Source organism: Neobacillus sp. DHD-1R, assembly GCF_057747995.1.
The window spans coordinates 1,470,849-1,492,560 of the sequence record NZ_CM173232.1 but is presented as its reverse complement, the minus strand read 5'-3'; the positions used below and the strand labels follow the sequence as shown (position 1 = coordinate 1,492,560).

Sequence of the window (21,712 nt, the reverse complement as noted above, 5' to 3'; positions counted from 1 at the left end):
ATGTAAATATTTGGAATAGGTTCAAAGCGAACGTGATTCTTAAATGCAAAAAGAGGATGTCCCAAAAGGGTCTTAGCCTTTGTTTTGGGACATCCTCGATCATTTTTCTTATTCGTATTTTTTAAACACAATCGTTGCGTTATGGCCACCGAATCCCAGCGAGTTACTCATCACTGCTTTTATTTCTTTAGAACGTGCTTTATTTACCACATAATCCAAATCACATTCAGGGTCTGGTGTTTCATAATTAATAGTTGGCGGAAGGATACTATCTCTGATTGCTAAGACACTAAAGATGGCTTCAACTCCACCAGCAGCACCGAGAAGATGTCCCGTCATTGACTTGGTTGAACTTATTGCAAGGTTTTTGGCATGTTCACCAAATACTTCCTTGACAGCAAGTGTTTCATACTTATCATTATATTCGGTACTAGTACCGTGGGCGTTTACATAATCAATATCCTCAGGTCTTAATCCACCATCATTAATCGCCATTTTCATTGCTCGTGCACCACCTTCACCGCCTGGTGCTGGTGCTGTAATATGGTAAGCATCACCTGTTGCCCCGTAACCAATAATTTCAGCATATATTTTTGCTCCACGAGATAGGGCATGTTCTAATTCTTCCAAAACGATAATACCAGCACCTTCACCGATTACAAATCCATCACGATTTTTATCAAACGGTCTGCTAGCTGTGTTAGGATCAGGATTTGTAGAAAGAGCTGTATTGGCACAGAATCCAGCAACCGACATTTTTGTAATTGGCGCTTCGGCTCCGCCTGTTACCATTACATCTGCATCGCCGCGCTGAATTACTTTAAAAGCATCCCCGATAGAGTTGGTTCCCGTTGCACATGCCGTTACTGTACAAGAATTAAATCCTCTTGCTCCAAGAAGGATTGAGACTTGGCCAGTCGCCATGTCAGGAATTAACATTGGAACAAAGAATGGACTAACCCGTTTGTATCCTCTTTTTTGGAAAATTTCAAACTGCTGTTCAAAGGTTTCCATTCCTCCGATGCCTGAACCAATCCAAACACCAACACGGTGAGAATTTTCTTCATTAATTGTTAAATTGGCATCTTGAGCTGCCATCATTGCAGCAGCCACCGCAAATTGTGTAAAACGGTCCATTTTACGTGCGTCTTTTTTTTCTACAAAAACTTCTGGATTAAAGTCTTTTACTTCGGCCGCAACCTTGGCAGGATACTCATCTGCATTTACCCTTGTCATCGGACCAACGCCTGATTTTCCTTCTACTATCCCTTTCCACGTTGTCTCAACATCGTTTCCTAGCGGTGTAACGGCTCCGACGCCTGTTACTACAACCCTACGCTTTTCCATGTAGACATCTCCTTTATATTCGTTTCCGCTTTTCTATTTCCCCCAGCGAATCGCTATGGCTCCCCATGTTAAACCTCCACCGAAACCAACCATAACGATAAGATCATCGTCTTTAATTCTGCCTGCTTCCAAGTCTTCCACAATCGAAATGGGAATAGAAGCTGCTGATGTATTCCCATATTTATTAATCGTTTTCGACATCTTCTCAACAGGTAATTCTAATCTCTGTCTTGAAGCTTCCATAATTCGTATATTGGCCTGATGCGGGATTAAGAAATCAACATCATCCTTTGTTAAACCGGCTTTTTCAAGAACATTTATACAACTCTCACCCATTTGCCTAACTGCAAATTTAAAAACTTCGCGTCCGTTCATAATGATATGTTCGTCTTGGTATAGGTGCTTTCCTCCGGTACCATCAGCACCTAACTCAAATGCTAATATTCCACGATCTCCAGATACTGGTCCAATAATGACTGCACCTGCACCGTCCCCAAATAATACAGCAGTATTCCGATCATTCCAGTTGGTTATTTTGGAAAGCTTTTCAACCCCAACAACTAAAACGTATTTGTATACATCAGTTTCAATAAATTGTTTACCTGTCACAATTCCATACATAAAACCTGCACAGGCGGCACTTACATCCATTGCTGCTGCTTTTGTTGCTCCTAATCTTTCTTGAATTCTGCAAGCTACTGAAGGAAAGGGTGCGTCTGGTGTAACCGTCGCTACTAAGATTAAATCAATCTCTTCTGGTGTTATACCTGCATCTTTAATTGCTTTTTGGGCTGCAGTAAATGCCATATCAGAGGTATTAACATCATCTGAAGCTATTCTTCTTTCTTCAATCCCTGTCATGGTACGAATCCACTCATCAGAGGTATTCATCATTTTTTCCAAATCATGATTGGTGAGAATTTTTTCTGGTAAATACCTACCTATTCCAACAATACCAGCTCTCATTATTCCATCTCCTTTAGCCTTTATCAGACCATATATATTCTTAGGATTAATATCAATTATTATGACTTGGTACTAATTTTATCAAATAACCCCTATTTAAAGCAACTGTTTCTTCATGGATTATATTTCGCTTATGTCTATTCCTTTTACTATTTTGTTCAAATTCTTATCATAGAATCCATTTTAAAGGGAAGGCAGTCTTGCACTGGGAGATTAAGAAGAGTGGAAAAACTCTTTGAAAAAGAAATAAGCTGCCGATATCTGGCAGCTTACTTTTTGCTTATTTCATTAAGGGCTTCTTCTCTACCTAACGTATAAGCTTCTTGCATTACTTTGGTAAACAAATTCATAAACGGCTCAATTAACTCCATTGATAATTCGACCCCAGCCTGATCTAATTGCTCTTTTGCTTCGGGTAAGTATTTCATTGCAATCTGCATAAATTGTAGTGTTTTGTCTTGACTATTCATATGTACTCCTTTTAAAACTGATCTTATTTAGGTAATTCTCCAGTTTCTTTATAGTGATCTATTTGCTTATTTAAACTTCCAATAAAATCTTTAGGTACTACCGGACTAAATTTACCCAGGGAAATAACATTGTCTTTAAAATCAAATGAAAGATTTCCTGATTTTAACTTACCTTTGTTATATTCATCCGCTACCTTTTCATACAAGGTGTCAACCTGTTGAATCGTGCTTGTTAACACAGTTGTCTCCCCTAAGTCTGATTGGTCTGAGACATAACCGATTACATATAAACCACGTTCCTTAACGCGCTCAATAACAGGTACATTAAAGCCATCACCGGCTGGATAGACCACATCAACACCGTTTTCTAACATACGGTCGGCTAATTGAATAGCCTTTTGTTCATCATCCCAATTTCCCACGTATTCTATACTAACCTTGGTATCTTTATTTTCCACCACAGCCCCTTGATAAAATCCCTCAATTTCCGGCTGCCATTCATAGGCAGCTAAAACTCCCACTTTATGGGTGTTGGACATATGAGCAGCGACCATTCCGCCGAAAAAGCCCATCGCGTGTGCCTTAAAGTTTAGGCTTGTGGTATTTTTGTTTTTTGCATCGCCATTAAAGCTGACAAAATGGATGTTTGGATAGTCTTTTGAAATAACATTAAAATATTCCGCGTACTCAGAACCATGACCAAAGATCAAATTTACACCTTTTTGGTCAAATTCCTTGACCGCCCGTTCCACAACAGCCTGTGAATTCATTCCTTCTTTATAAAATACGTCCACATTAAATTTGGATTGAATTTTTAACATTCCCTTAAAACCCTTTGTTCCCCACACTTGATCATTCACAGTTTCAGGAACTAACAAGCCAACCTTCTCTAATTTACCCGAAGACTTTGGTGCGACGCAAGCCCCAAGTAAAAGAAGACATAAAAGAATGACTCCTAATCGGTTCAGCATTCCATGCAACTCCTTTGTACAACGGCCACTTCCATTATCTATCTATTTTTCAAGTAATTTGATACCAAAATAAAAGAAATCATTTCCTTTTATTTTAACCTTAGCACAATTAAATGAAAAGACAAATTGTCCTTCAATCCTACTTACTCAATAAAAGTAATGGGATTTGGCAAGCCAAGGAAGCACATCTTTTTTAACGATTTTGAAATAAACGTTGAACATGTTGTACCTGATTTGTAATGGATTCCTCCACTGGTGTTACTTTTTTTACTGAAACTCTGTCAATTTGCTTATTCAGTAGTAATAAGGCGTGCCGGTTGGCACAACTTGATTGTTCAGCGATTTGAAGAAAAGCTGCACATTTATTCCAATAATTTTTCTTCCCGCTTTCTAACATATAGCACTTTATATGGTCAGAATTAACTGTTTCAATTGTATCAACCATTGTATCAACCACATCATCAACATAAAGAACATCTTCAGACCATTCTCTTTCGCTTTTAATGATTTCTACCTTTTGTATTTTTGAAAGAATCGTTTGTTGAAATAAATAGGTTGTTGGCTGCCAAGGACCATAAATGGCTGATAAATAAAACCATTTATGATGGTTTCCCCACTTTTTTGCTTGCTCAAGAAAGGCCGTTAGGGTCCTATCTTGATTAGGTAACAGGAATTGAATAGGAAGTAACAAGACTACATCCGTAAGGTTTTTATGATATCCAATATAATTTTGAATTGATTTTGTGATCTCTTCATCCTGTAAAAGATTATCTTTATGCCTCATATATAGATCGTATATGGAAAAAATAAATGTCGTGGTTGTGGTGTCCTCTTCCTGCCAATTTCTCCACTCAGACAAAGCAATTTCTCTAAAGTTGGCATTCCGCCCTATCTCTAGTCTTTTTTCCTCCAGATATTGATCTTTGTCGTCATTATCTATATGAACGCCTATAATTTCAACGCCTTTATTTAACAAAGCTTTACAAGTATGAAAACTTACGAAATCGTAAATTCCAAAAATTATGGCCTTGTCCATTATATCTTCCCCCCCAAACTAGCCTTATTGAATCCTATGCGGTGCGCAAAGGAAATATTTCTTTTTGGGGAGGAACGATATTAAAGGACCGTTTCATGGCCTTTAAAAAACTTGATAAATACTTTTCCAAGCTGTGGTTTTTTTTCAGGAAGAATATAGGTAGGATTGATTTCAGGAGTGTTGATTATTCGTTGATATTGTTTTGATTGAGCATACGATTTTCCGCCTGAAAGGACATGAATAATCTTAATTGGACAGTTTAAATCAAGATTAACGGAATCATCCATACTAAATATGGTGCTTTCCATTAAGGTCTGATCCAATCCATGTGCTGCAGTTAATTCTTTGAGTAGTTTTTTATAAAAGAACTTGTGCTCCTTTTCTTGTTCCAGATGCTGCTTTAAGGAAAGGATTGGATTTAGCAAGATGACAGACCGAATGCATCCCTTCATTTTCTCCATTAACCGAATAGCAATTAATGCCCCCATTCCCTCGGCCAATATATGAATTTTATTATTTAAGATTTCACTGCGTATCACATGATGATATAATCGTTGAGCAAGCTCGACAGCAGATTCGCTCCCCCAGTTCCGCCCATATAGATTTGAGGAAAAAATAGTGTACCCTGCATCTTTTAATTCGTTAATGATAGCTAGTTTACCTTCGTTTTGTGTCCAAAAACATTTGCTCTCATCCACAAAATGTCTTTCATCTCCAATAACTAAGATCCCAAACCCAGTAGGCTTCTCGGGGTAATGAATGATATTCCATTGGGTATCCATTAGAAAATTGCGATTCTCCATTGATATATCTCCTTTTACATAATTCCTCAAAATATTGTATGCCATTTCACAAGAGATGAAAGGGAGTTTGCCCATATTTTTCATTTACCCGAAACTAAAATCAAAAAATGGATTTTTCCTATATTTTTTTAAAATCGTATGGTACTATTATTATTGATGAAAAATAGGTAAGAGGTGAAAAAATCGTGCGATACCTTTGGACGCTTTTCTGGTCATTTCTTTTAGTGCAAATGCTTACATATGTAGTTAGCTCAATGTCTGGAGTAGCTTTTGATTTTGCTTCCGGTGCTATTGTTTCAATTGGAGTAACCGTTCTGCTGCTCATTATTTCTGCCATTATTCCAAATGAACCTGCTAATCAACATTAAATGGGTAAAAAAGGTCTTCCAATTAAATGGATGACCTTTTTTTACTTTATAAGAATTTATAAGTATTGGCTTCGACAATTGTCCAGCTCCAGCACCCTAGCGGCTAGTGTCCTTCGCTCTCCGCCCTACGATAAGTCAACATCGAATCGCTACCGCTCTTCGTGTTTCCTTTATCTCAGTTGGAGTGCTCCATAAGGAAGGCTTCGGCAGCATTGGCATCGCACGAAGGAAAAGCGTTAGCTTTTCCGAGGAGGCCATACGCCGCTGAACAGGGCGCTTGCGCTTTTCTTATTTCTCATTAACCGTTAATGAGATTTCTTCATCTTTTATGTGAATTTCCACTGTTGACTGTTCATGTACCCGGCCGCTTATTATCTCCCTTGCCAGTTTCGTTTCAATATTTCTTTGAATAAAGCGTTTAAGAGGTCTTGCACCATATAGTGGATCAAATCCATTTACAGCAATAAATTCTTTCGCCTCTTCACTAATTAAAATATCAATTTGCTGTTGTTTCAGCTTATTTTGCAGTTCCCTCATCATCTTAACAACAATACTTTTAATTTCAGCTAATGCTAACGGTTTAAAAAGGATGGTCTCGTCAATCCGATTTAAAAATTCTGGTCGGAAATGTGCTTTTAACTGTCCCATGACCTTTTCTCTTGTGGCATCAGAAATTTCAATTTCATTTTCACTTCGTTCAAGTAAAAAGTGCGAGCCAATATTAGACGTCATAATAATAACTGTGTTTTTAAAATCCACCACCCGGCCTTGTGAATCAGTGATTCTTCCGTCATCAAGTGCTTGTAAAAGAATATTAAATACTTCCGGATGTGCTTTTTCAATTTCATCCATTAAAATAACCGAGTATGGTCTTCTCCGGACAGCTTCTGTCAATTGTCCGCCTTCTTCATAGCCTACATAACCTGGAGGTGCACCAATTAATCGGGAAACAGCATGCTTTTCCATATACTCGGACATATCAATGCGAATGATATGTTCCTCACTGTCAAATAATGATTCAGCTAACGCCTTTGCCAGCTCTGTTTTCCCTACACCTGTCGGCCCTAAAAATAAGAATGATCCAATTGGGCGGTTTGGGTCTTTAATACCTGCCCTCGCCCTTAGCACAGCATCTGCGACCAAATTGACTGCTTCATTTTGACCTATAACTCTTTCATGCAAGATCGATTCTAATTTCAACAGTTTTTCTCTTTCACCTTCTACTAGTTTAGCGAGCGGAATTCCTGTCCATCTAGAGACGATATTTGAGATTTCCTCGCCTGTTACTTCTTCACGAAGCAGTCTCTCACCCTTTATCGCTTGATTTTCTAATTCCTTAAGTTCCTTTTCTGCTACGGGAATTAGTCCATGGCGAAGTTCTGCAGCACGGTTTAAATCATATTGATCTTCCGCCTGCTGGAGCTCTCGACGAAGCTTTTCAAGCAATTCCCGTTTTTCTTGCAATTTCTGTATACTTTGCTTTTCTTGAAGCCATTTGGCTTTCATTATATTTGCCTGTTCTTTTAAATCAGCAAGTTCTTTTAAAAGTGCCTCGAGCCTTAATCTACTGCCCTCATCACTCTCTTTTCGTAAAGCGGCCTCTTCAATTTCAAGCTGCATAACCCTGCGTGTCACTTCATCAAGCTCCGTTGGCATAGAATCAATTTCAGTTCGAATCATGGCACAGGCTTCATCGACTAGGTCAATAGCTTTATCTGGTAAGAATCGGTCTGTAATATAGCGATCGGACAAAGTAGCCGCCGCCACAAGGGCATGATCATGAATTTTCACACCATGATATACTTCAAACCGCTCCTTTAATCCTCTTAATATGGAAATCGTGTCTTCAACATTCGGTTCTTGAACTAATACTTGTTGAAATCTTCGTTCAAGGGCTGGATCTTTTTCAATATATTTACGATGCTCATCAAGTGTAGTCGCTCCAATGCAGTGTAGTTCCCCACGTGCAAGCATCGGCTTTAACATATTCCCAGCGTCCATCGCCCCTTCGGTTTTTCCAGCTCCCACAATTGTATGGATTTCATCAATAAACAGCAAAATTTGTCCTTCGCTTTTTTTAACTTCATTTAAAACAGCCTTTAGCCGTTCTTCAAATTCGCCTCTAAATTTTGCCCCTGCTATTAAGGCACTCATATCAAGTGAAAAAACGGTTTTATCCTTTAATCCCTCAGGTACGTCTTTTCTAACAATTCTTTGCGCAAGACCTTCGACAATGGCAGTCTTCCCGACCCCTGGTTCACCAATTAGGACTGGATTATTCTTTGTTTTCCTCGATAAAATTCGAATCACATTACGAATTTCAGTGTCCCGGCCAATAACCGGGTCAACCTTACCCGCTTTCACTTCGGCGACAAGGTCTCTTCCATATTTTTTAAGGGCATCATAGCCTGCCTCTGGATTTTGGGATGTCACTCTTTGGTTCCCCCTTATTTCTTTTATTGCTTTTAATATTGTTTCTGGCGTTTGACCAAAAGATTGGATGATTTTTTTCATTTCAGAATCATTAGCATAAGAAGCTGCTAAGAGGATATGTTCAACTGAAATATACTCATCGGAAAACTTAGAGGCAAACTCCTCCGCACTTACTAATAATTTCTGCAGCTTAGTTGTAATATAAAGTTTCCCTTGCTCTACCCCGCTTCCAGTAACCTGAGGCTTTTTAGCTAAAGATTCTAAAAGGCTGGATTTTACTTTCTCAGCCGGCAAACTGGCCTTTTCTAATATAGCTGCAATCAAACTGTCTTCTTGGTCGATTAACGATAAAAATAAATGAATTTCATCTATTTCTTGATGACTTTCTTTGATCGCTAAGACCTGAGCATCCATTAAGCCTTGTTGTAAACGCTCCGTCATTCGGTTAAGGTCCACTTTTCTCACTCCTTGTTTGACCATTTTTGACCTATTTATCTTTATTATAAAACAACCCTTAACTATATGTAAATTATTAGTCATAAGAAAAGCCATCCTAAAAAGATGGCTTTTCTCTTTCCGTATTATGGCTTTCGCTGATACGTCCAAACCCGTTCGTCATTTGATGTCTCAGGAAACGGGTCTCCTGCTTTCAGTTTAATTTTTTTAGGGTTGACAACAGTACTTCCTGTGTCGCCAATCTCAACATATACACCATTGTTTGGGGCCTTTTTCCCTGATTTAAACTGATGATTTTGTCCCATGCTTATCCCTCCTTCTCTTATACACCTTTATTATTTCCTAATGTGGTTCCAGCATTAAAGGAATTTCTTTCAAATTCCTTAAAAGTCGACATTATTTCCTAAGAAATGAAGGTAGTAGCTGGATAGTTCTCAAATTAAACATTTTATACTTTAAAGATTTGAATTTTGACGATTGTATGAACTTATTCCACAATTATTGCTAAATATTCTTCGTTAACAATATAATAATAGTAATATCTAGTAAATTTAACGTTGACTTGCATGTTTTTTCAATATCAATTTGTACCTTTAAGGTGGTTAGTCGTATGCAGTCAGTAAAAGAAATGCCTGTAACATTGTCACATCTGTTTGAGACCGTTCATCATATAAAGAAGATTGAAAAAGGAACGTTTCTTTTTCAAGAAGGTTCACCAGCTGAAGAACTTTATATCATTCAAAGCGGCATCATCCAAATTGGTAAAATAATACCTGATGGAAGAGAACTCACGCTTAGAATGTGTTCCCAAGGTGAATTTGTTGGTGAATTAAACTTATTCTCTCCTTCTTCTCGATATTTATTAAGCGCTCGTGTTGTGGAAAGCGGCGAAGTAGCCGTGATTATGAAAGATGTTTTAGAGGAGAAATTGTCACAAAATCTGCCGCTTTCTTTTGAATTCATCCGCTGGATGAGTCAGCAATATCGTAAGACGCAAACCAAGTTTCGGGATTTAGTGCTTCATGGAAAAAAAGGAGCCTTGTATTCAACCTTGATTCGAATAAGTAATAGTTATGGTGTTAAAAATAATAAAGGAATTTTAGTGGAGGTTCCTTTAACAAATCAAGAGCTGGCAAATTTCTGCGGAACCTCACGAGAGGTAGTTAATCGTCTGTTAGGTGATTTAAGAAAAGCTGGTGTGATTTCCATCGATAAAGGTACGATTACCATTCATGATATAGATTATTTAAAAAGAGCAATTGACTGCGAGGATTGTCCAGTCGAAATTTGTAAGGTTGATTAAGGTAAAGTAAGCAGCATCAATATAATATAAAAAATCGGTCAATTACGACCGATTTTTTTATTTAAGGATCACAATTTGAATGGCAAGAACGACAAAGAAAATGACCGAATTAATGATTTCATAAATACCTATTTGAATTGGGGATAACTTCCTGCCATAAAAAATAAATGCACGAAGTAAACTGGGTATATAGGCAAGACCGACAATCCAAAATCCGGAAATAAACCATATCGCTACAAGGAGTATATGGTATGCCCATGAAATCCATTTGAAATTTTTATTTTTCTTTTCTCTAATCATGGATTTCACATAAAATGTACACCCAATAAAAAATAACACAGATATCAAAAATGTAAAAATAATGGCCAAAGTCGTAAGAGAACCTTCCCTTAAATAACTACTTGCCAAACCTGCAATACAAAAAGCAAAAATAGCACTTATATCATTCATAAAAGCACGGTCTTGGTTTCTCGATGTATAATAAGCATTTAATATAAATAACGGAATCATCAATAGGCCAAACCAAACTATAGAAGGCCTTGCGAAAAGTGGAAACAGTAACAATAATATTGCTGGAACCAGATAGATTATAGCCCATTTTGCATAAAAGCGGAGTTTTTTCTTTTTAAATAATAGGAGCATCGGATAAGTAGCTAGGTATAAAAAGATCCAGCCGATAAAAAAAGGAATATGCTGCCAGATAAATCCACCATTCATAACTCCCAGCCAAAAGGGGATGATTAGCATTGCCCACGCACCATGTTGTTTTGGTAAAAATAACTTCATCTCTCCCACTCCTTTTTCTTGATATCTTTACTATAAGAAAGCTCAGTCGAAAAATAAGTGAAGAGAATCACATATAAAATGAAAAAAGAAGGCATTTGCCTTCTTTTTGTGTCAATATTATTTAAACAAACCATATATCCCTACTATAATTATAATGAGGATTGTTAATCTTTGCTGTGATAAAAGTAACGTTTTTGACAATTTTATTAACTTTTTTCATCTATTGTATGAACATGTTTTTGAATCAGTTCAGTCACCCAACTTATGACTGTTTCATCGTTAATAATAAAGGATGGAAAATTGCATTTCTCTCGAATAATATCCTTTAATTCTTTCTCCCAATAGACAACAGCCTTAACATTAGTTACTGATTCTAATAAAGATAAATCCTCTTTATCCTTTAATACTAAAAGTTTAGGATAGTTTTTCTGCTTATAGCCTTCTATTAAAATGATGTCTGGCGAGAACCATTCTAATAGTTCTATCTGCTCTTCAAGCCCAAAATCGCATTGATCTGACTGAAGAATTAACCTGCCATCTCCTTCAACAATAGAGGCGATGGCACCAGCGCTTACATGTAGAGTTGCATCCTTTTGCATTAAGACATCAGGTTTTCCTCCGTGTCCATGATGTTTAATGGTTACTGTTTTTAAATGATGAACGGCTAAATTGTTAATCAGTTTTGCAGTAATAGTTGTTTTCCCACTATTTTGGTACCCGACTATTTGAAAAATGAACGGCTTTACCAAGGCCATTCACTACCAACTTGGTCTTCAAGCAGTAAGACTTCCACTTCACTTCCAGCGGTGTATCCCCTTGTTCCGCCAGGGAGAATCATTAATGAATTAGCACTAGCAAGGCTCATAATGATATTGGACTTGTCTAATCCACTCGGTGTAGCCTTTAGCTTACCTTCTTCTATAAACGTCAAGCTTCTAACAAACCTTGTAAATGGATTAGCTTTTGGAAAATCCACCTCAAGTATCGCCTTTTCTTTTCTAAGATGCGGTTTTTCAGAGAATAGCATCTTACGAATGATAGGCCTGGCAAACAATTCAAAACCAACATAACAAGCGGAAGGATTTCCAGAAAGGCCAAATAAGATTTTACCATTGTATGCTGCCACTGTTGTTACACTGCCTGGGCGCATGGCTACTTTATTAAATAAAACCTCCGCACCTAATTTTTCATAAATAGCGGGAAGGTAATCAAAGTCTCCTACGGACACACCACCGGTGGTTATTAACAAATCCACCTCTGTCAGGGCATTTAACACTGCCTCATAACAGGTATCAAACTCATCCGGTAACTTTCCCAAATATTGAACAGTTCCACCAACTCTCTCGATTTGCGCTGCAATCATATGAGAATTACTGTTACGAATTTTCCCTGGAACTAGTTCTTCTTCCACTTCTAGCAATTCAGTTCCCGTCGCAAACAGACCAACCAACGGCTTTTTTGCAACCGGAACATCTTTATATCCAAATGTTGCCAGCATCGCTTGAATGCCAGGATTAATCAATGATCCTTTCTTTACTAAGACTTCCCCTTTTTTGGCATCTTCGCCTGTAAAGGAAACATTTTCACCTTTATTTATTCTTCGTTTAATCGACATATACGGGCTTCCATTTTTTTCGCTTGCTTGGGTAATTTCAAACATGGCCACAGCATCTGTTCCTTCAGGCATCATAGCACCTGTCATAATTCGAACACACTGATTTTGACCAACAATCTTTTGAGAGACCATTCCTGCGCCAAGATGGTCTATTACTTCAAATTCTACGGGATTAGTCTGAGAGGCCCCTTGAGTATCAATCGATCGTATCGCAAAACCATCATACGGTGCTCGATCAAAGTGGGGAACATCGCTAGTTGCGATTAAATCTTCTGATAAAAAGCGGTCAAAACTTTCATTTATTGAAACGGATTCTAGGATGCCATGTAATTGATGTTCCATTATTTTTTGAACTGCCTCATCTATTGGGATCGGTCTTCTTCTTTCAAACAAAAAAAATCAACTCCTGTCCATACTGGTACGTTTTTATCTATGTAGAAAAATAGCTAATATTCATTATAAGTCTATAGAAACCTTTCTAACATATCAAATGTCACAACTTAAGAAAAAATTTAAAAATCATAGGACTTGTGTGATGCAGGTCACCTAAATATTTTTACTTTTCGATTATGATTAAGTCATAAATAAAGTATCAACACCTATTTTAAGGAGGAAATTAAAATGACTTTCTCAATAACAGCCAATTCTATAGTAAAAGATATTGTGAATGAATTACCTAAAACAAGTGATGTATTCAAAAAGAACCGCATTGATTTTTGCTGTGGAGGTAATATTTCTTTAGTTGAAGCAGTTACTCAAAACGAGCTAAACTTAGATACCTTCCTCGATGAGCTTAAAGTGGTTTTTAAACAATATGAAAATACAGAAAAAGATGTAGCCGTTTGGACAGATTCTGATTCAAATACCATAATTGATCATGTCATTACCAATTATCATCGTGTATCGGAAGAAGAATTAGCTTTGCTTAGTCCGTACGTAACAAAAGTATCCCGTGTCCATGGTGAAAATCATCCAGAATTATTAAAAATGAATGAGCTATTTTTTGAATTCAAGAAGGAATTGCTTGCACATATGGAGAAAGAAGAAGCGATTGTTTTCCCATTAATTAAGCAGCTCGCAGATGGAACCGTACCAAATCGCGAAGAAGCGATTGCCTTGATTGTTCAGCTTGAGGAAGAACATGACCATGCTGGGGACATTTTAAGACAAATCCGCCAAGTCACATCTGACTTTGAACTTCCACTAGATGCCTGCGGCACATATCGTTTAGTGTACGCACGCTTGGAAGCATTGGAAGGATTAACTTTTATGCATGTACATCTAGAAAATAATATCTTATTCCCAAGATACATTACAAAATAATAAAGAGGATATCTCAAAAGGGTCAGACCCCACGTTTTAAAGTATGGGTCTGACCCTTAGTTTTTGAGACATCCTCTTTTTTAACCACCTATATAAGACATTTCAATTTTTTTACGATTTTTATTTGTTTCCGCAGTTCTCTCGTCTGAATATCGGTCATCTCTTCCATTCCAAATAGCAGTGATCCGCTCAGCTATTTGCTCATCAGTTGCTCCATTTCTCATGAAATTCCGTATATCATGACCATTCCCATTAAATAAACAGGTGAAGATCTGACCATTTGCTGACAACCGTGATCTGGTGCAGCTTGAACAGAAAGACTCGGATACAGACGTAATAAAGCCGACATTTACATCAGTATCTTTATAATGATAAAGTTTTGCGACTTCCCCATAATAGGCAGGATCAACAGGCTCAAGCTCAAAATGCTCTTTTAACAAATGATAAATCTGCCTCTTGGTTACAACATCATCCATTTTCCATCCATTTGTTGAGCCAACATCCATAAATTCAATATACCGTAATTCTAATTCATGTTGTTTACAGTATTCAGCCATTGGAATAATTTCTGTATCATTTAAGCCCTTTTTAACAACCATGTTGATTTTTACTCCCAAGCCAGCCTGTTTAGCGGCAGCAATCCCCTCTAATACGGGGCCTGTGCCAACGCCGCGTCCATTAATTTGACCAAACAATTCATCGTTGAGGGTATCAAGGCTGATATTTACCCTTTTCAGACCCGCCTCTTTTAAGTCTTTTGCCAACTTTGGCAGCAGAACACCATTTGTGGTTAAACCAATATCACTCAGTCCTTCAATGGCAGACAGCTTTTTAACTAGAATCGGCATATCTTTGCGCAACAGGGGTTCTCCACCTGTTAAGCGGATTTTTTCTACACCTAAACTAACAAATATTTTGCCTAGACGTTCAATTTCTTCATATGTTAGTAAAGCGCTTCTAGGAAGAAATTCAAAGTCTGGTCCAAATTGATCAGCGGGCATACAGTATTGACAGCGGAAATTACAGCGATCAATAACGGAAATCCTTAAATCATGTAATGGTCTATTTAATTTATCTTTAATAATGGTTTTTTCCATTAATATCAACTCCAATATCTTAAAAGAAGCTATTTATTATAAGTGTAACAGGGATATTGAAAAAAAACTGTTACTTTATTCACTATTAATATACTTTATATATACGTCTAATTTTATCAGATGTATGAAAAGGAATAAATGTTTGATTGGAGTTTATCCAATATTTTCTTTTTTGTTCGATAAATTTAATCACCTTTAAGTTTTCACTGTATTGTCATTGTTTACTTCGTTGAGATTACTAATCATGAGCTAAAATATTATTAGATAATCTTTCGTGCGAATAATAGAAATGTTTATTAATTGATTTAGAGGTGAATGGGATGACAACGACAATAAAACCAACACATTCGATTGAAATAAAAGAATTACTAAAATTGGCGGACCGAAAATTTAAAAGTGAACGAGGAAGTTTTTTGTTTCAAGAGGGAATGGTGGCAGAGGAACTTTATATTATCCTTTCTGGAAGAATTCAAATTAGTAAAATCACATCAGACGGTCGGGAACTATCATTAAGAATCTGTGGTGAAAATGATATTTGTGGAGAATTAACTCTTTTCACCGATAACCCAAGATATTTATTAAGTGCCAAGGTCCTTGAGGAAGGCGAAATTGTTGCGATAAAAAAAGATGTGATTGAAAGTGAGATCTTTCAAAATAGCAAGCTTGCGTTTGAATTTATGAAATGGATGAGTGATCATTTTCGGAAAACACAAACTAAATTTCGCGACCTCGTCTTAAACGGGAAACGCGGAGCTCTATTTTCCACACTTATTCGGATGTCAAACAGCTACGGTATTCAAAAAGGGACTGGAATTTTAATTGACCTGCCATTAACCAATCAAGAGCTAGCTAACTTCTGTGGAACTTCCCGTGAAAGTACGAATCGTATCTTGAGTGAACTAAAACAGGATGGGATTATTTCAGTTAAAAAAGGAAAAATCTCCATCTTAAATTTACAATATTTAAAGGATGAGATTGGCTGTGAAAATTGTTCAGCCGTTTATTGTAATATTGAATAGCGTTGTACTTAATACATTTAATTTTTGAAATATACGAGAATGTCCATAACAAAGGGTCATAGCTCACAAGCTCAGCACCGCTGGAACTTTTACGAATCAGTGATGTGATGAGTGTGTATCGTGCGCTCAGACCCTTGTGGGTATTCTCCTTTTTATATTAGCTTATTTTTGTCCCTGATTTTCCCTTAGTGCTTTTGGGATATACACGCAGAATGGTTCACTCTCAAGGTAGTCACCTGTCATCGCATAAGCACGAGATCTTGAACCACCACAAACATAGCGAAACTCACACACACCGCATTTTCCCTTAAATTCATCAGGATTTCGTAAAGCTTTAAAAATTGGAGATTCTCGATAAATGTCAGCTAATGGAGTTTCCCGGATATTCCCCGCCTTTACTGGTAAAAGTCCACTAGGATAGACATCGCCAATATGCGAGATAAACACAAAGCCATTTCCATCATTCACACCTTTAGGTGCACGTCCTAGCCCATCAATAGATCCTGTTAGACCCTTTTCTGTTAATGCACTTAAATAATTGATTTCATCTGTTTGTGCTTTTGCTTCGCGCATCTTTTGCTGGATAACCACACGACGGTAATGCATCGCTTCTGTTGTTTTAATATCAAAAGAAACTCGTTTACTTAGATCATAAAGCCATCTTAATACCTTTTCATGCTCTACTGGTGAAATCATATCGGTCACTTGACCTCTCCCTGTTGGGACTAGAAAAAAGACACTCCAAAGAACACAATTTAACTCCTCAACCATTTTTGCCATTTCATCCAGATATTCATAATTATATCTTGAAATGACTGTATTAATTTGAATCGGAATTTCCAGTTCATGCAGATATTTAATTCGTTCCATTGTTAGATCAAATGAGCCAGCCGTTCCACGGAAATGATCATGGATTTCTGCTGTCGGTCCATCAATACTAAAAGCCCAACGGGAAAGGCCAACCTCTTTCGCTTTTTGAATCGCTTCCTTAGTAACATTAGGAGTAGCACTCGGTGTCATGGATACGCGTACGCCCTTTTCAACTGCATATTTAGCAATATCAAAAATATCCTCCCTCATTAAAGGATCCCCGCCTGTAAAGACCAGGATTGGATTGTTCATATCATATATCTGATCAATTAAATTTTTTCCTTCATCAAATGTTAATTCACGTGGATCCCGAGTGTATTGGGCATCTGCACGGCAATGCAGACATTTTAATTGACATGCACGTGTAAGTTCCCAAATAACAATAAACGGATCCTTGTTAAAATCTCGATTAAATGACAAATGAAACGCCCCCTAAAACGGCCATTTCAAACCATAACAGCCTTAATAATTAGTATTATAAAGGTGTTTATAGTTGAAAAAAGTGAACTACCTCACAGACTAAAGGTGATTTGTGTCTGTTCTGTGAAGGCTAAAAAACAAAAAAAGGATGCCTCATAACAAAGTGTCACCCCCTTTGTCATGAGACATCCTGTTTATTTCTTACCGAATTCCTAAGGCAATTTTTGCGTAGCGAGACATCATATCTTTATTCCAAGGTGGATTCCAAACAATGTTAACATCTGTATCATTAACCTCTGGAATATCTGCAAGTGCTCGTTTTACTTGGTCAACTATAGTACCAGCTAAAGGACATCCCATTGCTGTTAAGGTCATTGTGATAAAAACTACGCCCTCATCATTCATATCAACATTATAAACTAAACCTAAATTTACAATGTCTACTCCAAGCTCAGGGTCAATGACGAGCTCTAACGCACCCATGATATTTTCTTTTAATTCTTCATTCATATGTAATTCACTCCTTTTATTTATTATACCCAAAACTTACTGCTTACGTTGTGGTCGCTTGTGGTAGATTTTTGTTGAGAGACCAAAAGGACTATTCTCCACATGCTATAAAAAGTATATAGTTTTTTTATAGCTCTTGGTGTGAATTTTTTTACAGTTTAGATATAAAATTGTTAACATAGTAACTATAGAAATAAAATTTTTCAACCGTTAGTAATAAGGTTCATAAACGTAGTGTATCACGGAGACAAATTTTTTCCTAAAGCAATGCACTTTTAACAGAAACTTTTACACTAAGAAGGAGTTCATATGACTGAGAAACATTTAATTGCATTAGATTTAGATGGGACGTTACTAAAAGATAATAAAACCATTTCCATCAAAAATAAAGAAATCATTCAAAAAGCAAAAGCAGAGGGACATATCGTCATGATTGCAACTGGCAGACCGTATCGTTCCAGTGAAATGTATTATAAAGAGTTGGAATTAGATACACCAATTGTCAATTTTAATGGTGCATTTACCCATCACCCTCGTAGTCACAGTTGGGGATTTTATCATGAACCGCTTGATGTCAAAGTGGCAAAAGACATTGTTGAAGCATGCAGAAGCTTCCAATTCCATAACATTATCGCTGAAGTCATGGACGATGTTTATTTTCACTACCATGATGAAAAGCTGTTGGACATTTTTAGCTATGGAAATCCACGTATTACAACCGGTGATTTAGCTAATTACTTAACTGATTCACCAACAAGTTTACTAATTCATACAGAGGAAGACCAACTTTCAAAAATCCGTGACCATTTATCAGAAGTCCATGCTGAAGTCATTGAACAACGGAGCTGGGCTGCACCATGGCATATAATTGAGATTATTAAAGTTGGTTTAAATAAAGCTGTTGGATTAAAAAAGGCGGCTGCTTTTTACAATATCCCAGCTGAAAGAATCGTTGCGTTTGGCGATGAGGACAATGACCTCGAAATGCTTGAATATGCTGGTCATGGAATTGCAATGGGAAATGCAATTGACCAAGTGAAAAATATCGCCAATGAGATTACTCTTAGTAACGAAGAAGACGGTGTTGGAGAATACTTGGCCGATTTTTTAAATTTAAGATAACCAACATTCACCATTGTTTACCTAAATGAAGACGCTAAATTTGGAGCATACTATCTTTGAAGCAGCATTGCTGTTTCAATAAGAGCTTTGAGCATATTGGAGGGATTCGAATGGGTAAACGAAACAAATCAAAACGCTTTGTCCAGCAAGGTGTGGATACGGTTAGCAAGCATGCTGAACGTATTCCCTATCACATGACCTACGCTGAAGCTGAAGCTCAGAAGATGGCCAATGTGCATGAATCCTCGCTTGGAGGAATATAACATGGGTAACCAATTGTTCCAGGAAGCACGAAGATTTGTTGAGATGGCGAAATCCGCCAGCCCTGATGACCTTGATACTACAGTTGCGAAGGCTAAGAATGCATTAAGTTCTGCTTATGCCAACTCGACTGTAGCAGAGCAAACCCAGCTCCAACAAATGCAACAAGAGCTTGATCAGATTCAATAGCTTCAAAAGGAAAAGCGGAAACGCCCAAACTGGGTGTTTCCGCTTTTCTGTAACCTAATCTTTTCGGAAAAATCCATAGACTCCAGTAGTTTGAACGATGTTGGTAAAGGCATTGGGATCTACTTCTTTAATAATTCTTTCTAAATCGAATAGTTCATAGCGGGTGATTACAATCATTAACATATCTTTTGATTCATTGGAAAAGGCCCCTTTGGCGGGAATCATGGTAATTCCTCTCACTAGGGATGCATGGATCGCTTTTTTTAATTCATCCGCCTTTTTTGTTATTATCATGGCTGTCAGTTTTGCATGTCTTGTATGGATGGCATCAATCACTCTTGTTGAGGTGTATAAAGTAACCAGGGTATAGAGAGCCTTTTCCCAACCGAAAAGAAAGCCTGCAGTGATAATAATAATACCATTCAAAACAAACATATACGGACCCACGGGTTTGTCTTTCTTCCTTGATAAAACCATGGCAATGATGTCAATACCACCTGTAGAAGCTCCCCACTTTAACGTAATCCCTACTCCAATCGCTTGAATAACGCCTCCAAAAACGGCATTCAATAATATATCATGTGATACTTGTTTAATTGGAATCATAGTGAGAAATAAGGATGAGAGAATCACACTTAGAAAACTGTAGACAGTAAAAGATTTTCCTACACTTTTCCAACCGAGAATGGCCACTGGAATGTTCAATAAAAGTAATAAAAGTCCCATAGATACATGGATTGGTGTATAATCACTTAGGACCTTTGAAAGTAATTGAGCGATTCCTGTAAATCCACTGGAATAAACATTAGCAGGAATTAAAAATAAGTTCATGGCTAGTGCATTTAATATGGCACCTGCCACAACAATGACGAGTTTTTTGGTTTGAAGCCAAAACATTCTGACATATCTCCCTTCATTCTTTTAATTGGCATTTTCCTTTCTGTTACGCTAATTAGATAATTGTTTTTTAGAGTTGAAACCGATAAACTGAAACTAAAGATTAAGATGTGAAAGCAGGTGAACTTCATGCCGGTAAAAATACTCGCTGACAGCGCATGTGATTTACCCAAAAGTTTTTATGAAGAAAATAATACTGTGTTACTCCCCTTGAAGGTTCAACTAAATGACAAAGAATATGAAGATGTAAAAACGATTGATCCCAAGTTGGTTTATGATGCCATTCGTAACGGAATTATTCCAAAAACCTCTCAGGTTTCCCCTCATTTATTTGAGGAAGTTTTTACAGAAATGGCTGAAAAAAATGAAGAAGGAATTTATATTGCCTTTTCATCAGAATTATCAGGTACATATTCCACTGCTGTTATGATTCTTGACCAAGTAAAGGAAAAATATCCAAACTTTCAATTCTCAATTGTTGATACGAAGTGTGCATCACTTGGAGTGGGTTTAATTGTGCAAGAGGCAGCAAGGCTTGCTGCCAATAATGCAACAAAAGAAGTCATCTTAGAAGATGTCAAATTCAGAAGCGAGCATATGGAGCATATCTTTACCGTTGAGGATTTAGATTATCTTGCAAAGGGCGGCCGAGTATCTAAGGCTTCTGCATTTTTAGGTGGATTATTAAATATTAAGCCCATCTTAAATATGGAAGATGGAAAACTTGTTCCAATTGAAAAAATGCGGGGGAAAAAGAAGGTATTTCGCCGCATTATTGAAATCATGAACGAACGAGGCTCTCAATTACAAGAGCAAATTATTGGAATTAGCCATGCTGATAATGAAGAAACGGCCTTAGAAGTAAAGGCAATGTTGGAAGAGGAATTCCATCCGAAAGAGGTATATATTTCTTCTATTGGCGCAGTCATAGGAGCTCATACAGGTCCGGGGACGATTTCTATTTTCTTTTTAAATCAATTGCCGTAAAGAGGAAGGAATTCTTTGGAGCGTCAGCAAAAAACGAATGGGGTGCAGTAAGCACCCCATTCGTTTTTTTATAATATCAGAATTTATAAGTTTTGACATCGAGAATTGTCTAGCTCCAGCGCCCTTGCGGCTAGTGTCCTTCGCTCTCCGCCCTACGATAAGTTAACATCGAATCGCCTTCGGCTCTTCGTGTTTCCTTTATCTCAGTTGGAGCGCTCCATAAGGAATGCTTCGGCAGCATTGGCATCGCACGAAGGAAAAGCGTTAGCTTTTCCGAGGAGGCCATACGCCGCTGACCAGGGCGCTTCCGCTTTTCTTATTTATGGTCGGTTTTCTTGGAGTATTGATTTTTTCCTGCTTGGCGATTTTTTTCACGCATCATATTTTTTTCATGTCTTAAGGCATTATTATCTTGTGCTTTTTTATCATTATCAGAAGTGTGCGGCATATCCTTACTCCTTTC

24 protein-coding genes are annotated in these 21,712 nt (G+C 37.4%); 8 read left to right on the top strand and 16 right to left on the bottom strand.

The window, feature by feature from the left end; translation table 11 throughout:
* Positions 1-108 precede the first annotated feature (108 nt).
* From fabF to AC3ANL_RS07080, 6 genes are all read right to left on the bottom strand, one after another.
* On the bottom strand, positions 109-1,347 hold the full coding sequence (gene fabF / locus AC3ANL_RS07105) for a beta-ketoacyl-ACP synthase II (RefSeq protein ID WP_488328531.1): 1,239 nt from the start codon (positions 1,345-1,347) through the stop codon (positions 109-111).
* Between the two features lie 33 nt (positions 1,348-1,380).
* Positions 1,381-2,313, bottom strand: coding sequence for a beta-ketoacyl-ACP synthase III (locus AC3ANL_RS07100; RefSeq protein WP_488328530.1), 933 nt, complete (start codon positions 2,311-2,313; stop codon positions 1,381-1,383).
* Positions 2,314-2,582: 269 nt separating this feature from the next.
* The gene (locus AC3ANL_RS07095) at positions 2,583-2,783 is read right to left on the bottom strand and encodes a ComZ family protein (RefSeq protein ID WP_488328529.1); all 201 of its coding nucleotides are present in this window, start codon (positions 2,781-2,783) and stop codon (positions 2,583-2,585) included.
* Between the two features lie 23 nt (positions 2,784-2,806).
* Entirely contained in the window at positions 2,807-3,754 is a 948-nt protein-coding gene (locus AC3ANL_RS07090) for a BMP family ABC transporter substrate-binding protein (RefSeq protein WP_488328528.1), read from the bottom strand.
* Positions 3,755-3,947: 193 nt separating this feature from the next.
* Positions 3,948-4,790: a hypothetical protein gene (locus AC3ANL_RS07085; protein WP_488328527.1), complete on the bottom strand. Its 843-nt coding sequence runs from the start codon at positions 4,788-4,790 to the stop codon at positions 3,948-3,950.
* An 80-nt stretch (positions 4,791-4,870) separates the two neighbouring features.
* Positions 4,871-5,593 carry a hydrolase gene (locus AC3ANL_RS07080; RefSeq protein WP_488328526.1) on the bottom strand — a complete coding sequence of 241 codons (723 nt, stop codon included), beginning with the start codon at positions 5,591-5,593 and terminating at the stop codon, positions 4,871-4,873.
* A gap of 185 nt (positions 5,594-5,778) precedes the next feature.
* Here AC3ANL_RS07080 and AC3ANL_RS07075 point away from each other — a divergent pair, with 185 nt between their 5' ends.
* Entirely contained in the window at positions 5,779-5,961 is a 183-nt protein-coding gene (locus AC3ANL_RS07075) for a YjzD family protein (RefSeq protein WP_488328525.1), read from the top strand.
* Between the two features lie 288 nt (positions 5,962-6,249).
* Here AC3ANL_RS07075 and clpB read toward each other — a convergent pair whose 3' ends face one another.
* Together clpB and AC3ANL_RS07065 are read right to left on the bottom strand one after the other, a co-directional pair.
* Positions 6,250-8,850: an ATP-dependent chaperone ClpB gene (gene clpB / locus AC3ANL_RS07070; RefSeq protein WP_488328524.1), complete on the bottom strand. Its 2,601-nt coding sequence runs from the start codon at positions 8,848-8,850 to the stop codon at positions 6,250-6,252.
* 125 nt (positions 8,851-8,975) lie between these two features.
* A complete protein-coding gene (locus AC3ANL_RS07065) occupies positions 8,976-9,155 on the bottom strand; it encodes a YjzC family protein (RefSeq protein ID WP_488328523.1) in 180 nt (59 codons plus the stop codon).
* Positions 9,156-9,478: 323 nt separating this feature from the next.
* Here AC3ANL_RS07065 and AC3ANL_RS07060 point away from each other — a divergent pair, with 323 nt between their 5' ends.
* Positions 9,479-10,153 (top strand): Crp/Fnr family transcriptional regulator, encoded by a 675-nt coding sequence (locus tag AC3ANL_RS07060; RefSeq protein WP_488329679.1) that lies wholly within the window; start codon positions 9,479-9,481, stop codon positions 10,151-10,153.
* 57 nt (positions 10,154-10,210) lie between these two features.
* On the opposite strand, the gene AC3ANL_RS07055 is transcribed toward AC3ANL_RS07060, so the two are convergent.
* The 3 genes from AC3ANL_RS07055 to AC3ANL_RS07045 form a co-directional block, all read right to left on the bottom strand.
* The gene (locus AC3ANL_RS07055; protein ID WP_488328522.1) at positions 10,211-10,939 is read right to left on the bottom strand and encodes a YwiC-like family protein; all 729 of its coding nucleotides are present in this window, start codon (positions 10,937-10,939) and stop codon (positions 10,211-10,213) included.
* Between the two features lie 206 nt (positions 10,940-11,145).
* Entirely contained in the window at positions 11,146-11,694 is a 549-nt protein-coding gene (gene mobB / locus AC3ANL_RS07050) for a molybdopterin-guanine dinucleotide biosynthesis protein B (RefSeq protein ID WP_488328521.1), read from the bottom strand.
* Entirely contained in the window at positions 11,682-12,947 is a 1,266-nt protein-coding gene (locus tag AC3ANL_RS07045; RefSeq protein WP_488328520.1) for a molybdopterin molybdotransferase MoeA, read from the bottom strand. The genes mobB and AC3ANL_RS07045 overlap by 13 nt, the downstream gene beginning before the upstream one ends.
* Before the next feature lie 228 nt (positions 12,948-13,175).
* Between AC3ANL_RS07045 and ric the strand changes: the two genes are divergently transcribed.
* Positions 13,176-13,877 (top strand): iron-sulfur cluster repair di-iron protein, encoded by a 702-nt coding sequence (gene ric / locus AC3ANL_RS07040; RefSeq protein WP_488328519.1) that lies wholly within the window; start codon positions 13,176-13,178, stop codon positions 13,875-13,877.
* Between the two features lie 80 nt (positions 13,878-13,957).
* Here ric and moaA read toward each other — a convergent pair whose 3' ends face one another.
* Positions 13,958-14,974, bottom strand: a complete 1,017-nt coding sequence (moaA, locus tag AC3ANL_RS07035) for a GTP 3',8-cyclase MoaA (RefSeq protein ID WP_488328518.1) — start codon at positions 14,972-14,974, stop codon at positions 13,958-13,960.
* Between the two features lie 320 nt (positions 14,975-15,294).
* On the opposite strand from moaA, the gene AC3ANL_RS07030 reads away from it, so the two are divergent.
* Positions 15,295-15,993: a Crp/Fnr family transcriptional regulator gene (locus tag AC3ANL_RS07030; RefSeq protein ID WP_488328517.1), complete on the top strand. Its 699-nt coding sequence runs from the start codon at positions 15,295-15,297 to the stop codon at positions 15,991-15,993.
* Positions 15,994-16,155: 162 nt separating this feature from the next.
* On the opposite strand, the gene AC3ANL_RS07025 is transcribed toward AC3ANL_RS07030, so the two are convergent.
* Positions 16,156-17,283 carry a TIGR04053 family radical SAM/SPASM domain-containing protein gene (locus AC3ANL_RS07025; protein WP_488328516.1) on the bottom strand — a complete coding sequence of 376 codons (1,128 nt, stop codon included), beginning with the start codon at positions 17,281-17,283 and terminating at the stop codon, positions 16,156-16,158.
* A gap of 201 nt (positions 17,284-17,484) precedes the next feature.
* The gene (locus AC3ANL_RS07020; RefSeq protein WP_488328515.1) at positions 17,485-17,793 is read right to left on the bottom strand and encodes a metal-sulfur cluster assembly factor; all 309 of its coding nucleotides are present in this window, start codon (positions 17,791-17,793) and stop codon (positions 17,485-17,487) included.
* Between the two features lie 309 nt (positions 17,794-18,102).
* On the opposite strand from AC3ANL_RS07020, the gene AC3ANL_RS07015 reads away from it, so the two are divergent.
* The 3 genes from AC3ANL_RS07015 to AC3ANL_RS07005 all read left to right on the top strand — a co-directional run bounded on the left by AC3ANL_RS07015 (position 18,103) and on the right by AC3ANL_RS07005 (position 19,365).
* Positions 18,103-18,915 (top strand): Cof-type HAD-IIB family hydrolase, encoded by an 813-nt coding sequence (locus AC3ANL_RS07015; protein WP_488328514.1) that lies wholly within the window; start codon positions 18,103-18,105, stop codon positions 18,913-18,915.
* Positions 18,916-19,025: 110 nt separating this feature from the next.
* On the top strand, positions 19,026-19,178 hold the full coding sequence (locus AC3ANL_RS07010) for a hypothetical protein (RefSeq protein WP_430119191.1): 153 nt from the start codon (positions 19,026-19,028) through the stop codon (positions 19,176-19,178).
* A gap of 1 nt (position 19,179) precedes the next feature.
* On the top strand, positions 19,180-19,365 hold the full coding sequence (locus AC3ANL_RS07005; RefSeq protein WP_488329678.1) for a DUF3813 domain-containing protein: 186 nt from the start codon (positions 19,180-19,182) through the stop codon (positions 19,363-19,365).
* A gap of 54 nt (positions 19,366-19,419) precedes the next feature.
* Here AC3ANL_RS07005 and AC3ANL_RS07000 read toward each other — a convergent pair whose 3' ends face one another.
* Positions 19,420-20,262 carry a YitT family protein gene (locus tag AC3ANL_RS07000; protein WP_488328513.1) on the bottom strand — a complete coding sequence of 281 codons (843 nt, stop codon included), beginning with the start codon at positions 20,260-20,262 and terminating at the stop codon, positions 19,420-19,422.
* A 129-nt stretch (positions 20,263-20,391) separates the two neighbouring features.
* Here AC3ANL_RS07000 and AC3ANL_RS06995 point away from each other — a divergent pair, with 129 nt between their 5' ends.
* Positions 20,392-21,249, top strand: coding sequence for a DegV family protein (locus AC3ANL_RS06995; RefSeq protein ID WP_488328512.1), 858 nt, complete (start codon positions 20,392-20,394; stop codon positions 21,247-21,249).
* A gap of 316 nt (positions 21,250-21,565) precedes the next feature.
* Here AC3ANL_RS06995 and AC3ANL_RS06990 read toward each other — a convergent pair whose 3' ends face one another.
* Positions 21,566-21,697, bottom strand: coding sequence for a DUF3941 domain-containing protein (locus AC3ANL_RS06990; protein ID WP_081810752.1), 132 nt, complete (start codon positions 21,695-21,697; stop codon positions 21,566-21,568).
* Positions 21,698-21,712: the final 15 nt, after the last annotated feature.

What these genes read in the sequence shown, in the direction of transcription:
- mobB (WP_488328521.1), bottom strand. Translation starts at nt 11,694, where the DNA reads ATGGCCTTGGTAAAGCCGTTCATTTTTCAAATAGTCGGGTACCAAAAT.
- AC3ANL_RS07090 (WP_488328528.1), bottom strand. Translation starts at nt 3,754, where the DNA reads ATGCTGAACCGATTAGGAGTCATTCTTTTATGTCTTCTTTTACTTGGG.
- moaA (WP_488328518.1), bottom strand. Translation starts at nt 14,974, where the DNA reads ATGGAAAAAACCATTATTAAAGATAAATTAAATAGACCATTACATGAT.
- AC3ANL_RS07055 (WP_488328522.1), bottom strand. Translation starts at nt 10,939, where the DNA reads ATGAAGTTATTTTTACCAAAACAACATGGTGCGTGGGCAATGCTAATC.
- AC3ANL_RS07060 (WP_488329679.1), top strand. Translation starts at nt 9,479, where the DNA reads ATGCCTGTAACATTGTCACATCTGTTTGAGACCGTTCATCATATAAAG.
- AC3ANL_RS07030 (WP_488328517.1), top strand. Translation starts at nt 15,295, where the DNA reads ATGACAACGACAATAAAACCAACACATTCGATTGAAATAAAAGAATTA.
- AC3ANL_RS06990 (WP_081810752.1), bottom strand. Translation starts at nt 21,697, where the DNA reads ATGCCGCACACTTCTGATAATGATAAAAAAGCACAAGATAATAATGCC.
- AC3ANL_RS07015 (WP_488328514.1), top strand. Translation starts at nt 18,103, where the DNA reads ATGACTGAGAAACATTTAATTGCATTAGATTTAGATGGGACGTTACTA.
- ric (WP_488328519.1), top strand. Translation starts at nt 13,176, where the DNA reads ATGACTTTCTCAATAACAGCCAATTCTATAGTAAAAGATATTGTGAAT.
- AC3ANL_RS07005 (WP_488329678.1), top strand. Translation starts at nt 19,180, where the DNA reads ATGGGTAACCAATTGTTCCAGGAAGCACGAAGATTTGTTGAGATGGCG.
- AC3ANL_RS06995 (WP_488328512.1), top strand. Translation starts at nt 20,392, where the DNA reads ATGCCGGTAAAAATACTCGCTGACAGCGCATGTGATTTACCCAAAAGT.
- AC3ANL_RS07010 (WP_430119191.1), top strand. Translation starts at nt 19,026, where the DNA reads ATGGGTAAACGAAACAAATCAAAACGCTTTGTCCAGCAAGGTGTGGAT.
- AC3ANL_RS07100 (WP_488328530.1), bottom strand. Translation starts at nt 2,313, where the DNA reads ATGAGAGCTGGTATTGTTGGAATAGGTAGGTATTTACCAGAAAAAATT.
- fabF (WP_488328531.1), bottom strand. Translation starts at nt 1,347, where the DNA reads ATGGAAAAGCGTAGGGTTGTAGTAACAGGCGTCGGAGCCGTTACACCG.
- AC3ANL_RS07020 (WP_488328515.1), bottom strand. Translation starts at nt 17,793, where the DNA reads ATGAATGAAGAATTAAAAGAAAATATCATGGGTGCGTTAGAGCTCGTC.
- AC3ANL_RS07000 (WP_488328513.1), bottom strand. Translation starts at nt 20,262, where the DNA reads ATGTTTTGGCTTCAAACCAAAAAACTCGTCATTGTTGTGGCAGGTGCC.
- AC3ANL_RS07085 (WP_488328527.1), bottom strand. Translation starts at nt 4,790, where the DNA reads ATGGACAAGGCCATAATTTTTGGAATTTACGATTTCGTAAGTTTTCAT.
- AC3ANL_RS07065 (WP_488328523.1), bottom strand. Translation starts at nt 9,155, where the DNA reads ATGGGACAAAATCATCAGTTTAAATCAGGGAAAAAGGCCCCAAACAAT.
- AC3ANL_RS07095 (WP_488328529.1), bottom strand. Translation starts at nt 2,783, where the DNA reads ATGAATAGTCAAGACAAAACACTACAATTTATGCAGATTGCAATGAAA.
- AC3ANL_RS07080 (WP_488328526.1), bottom strand. Translation starts at nt 5,593, where the DNA reads ATGGAGAATCGCAATTTTCTAATGGATACCCAATGGAATATCATTCAT.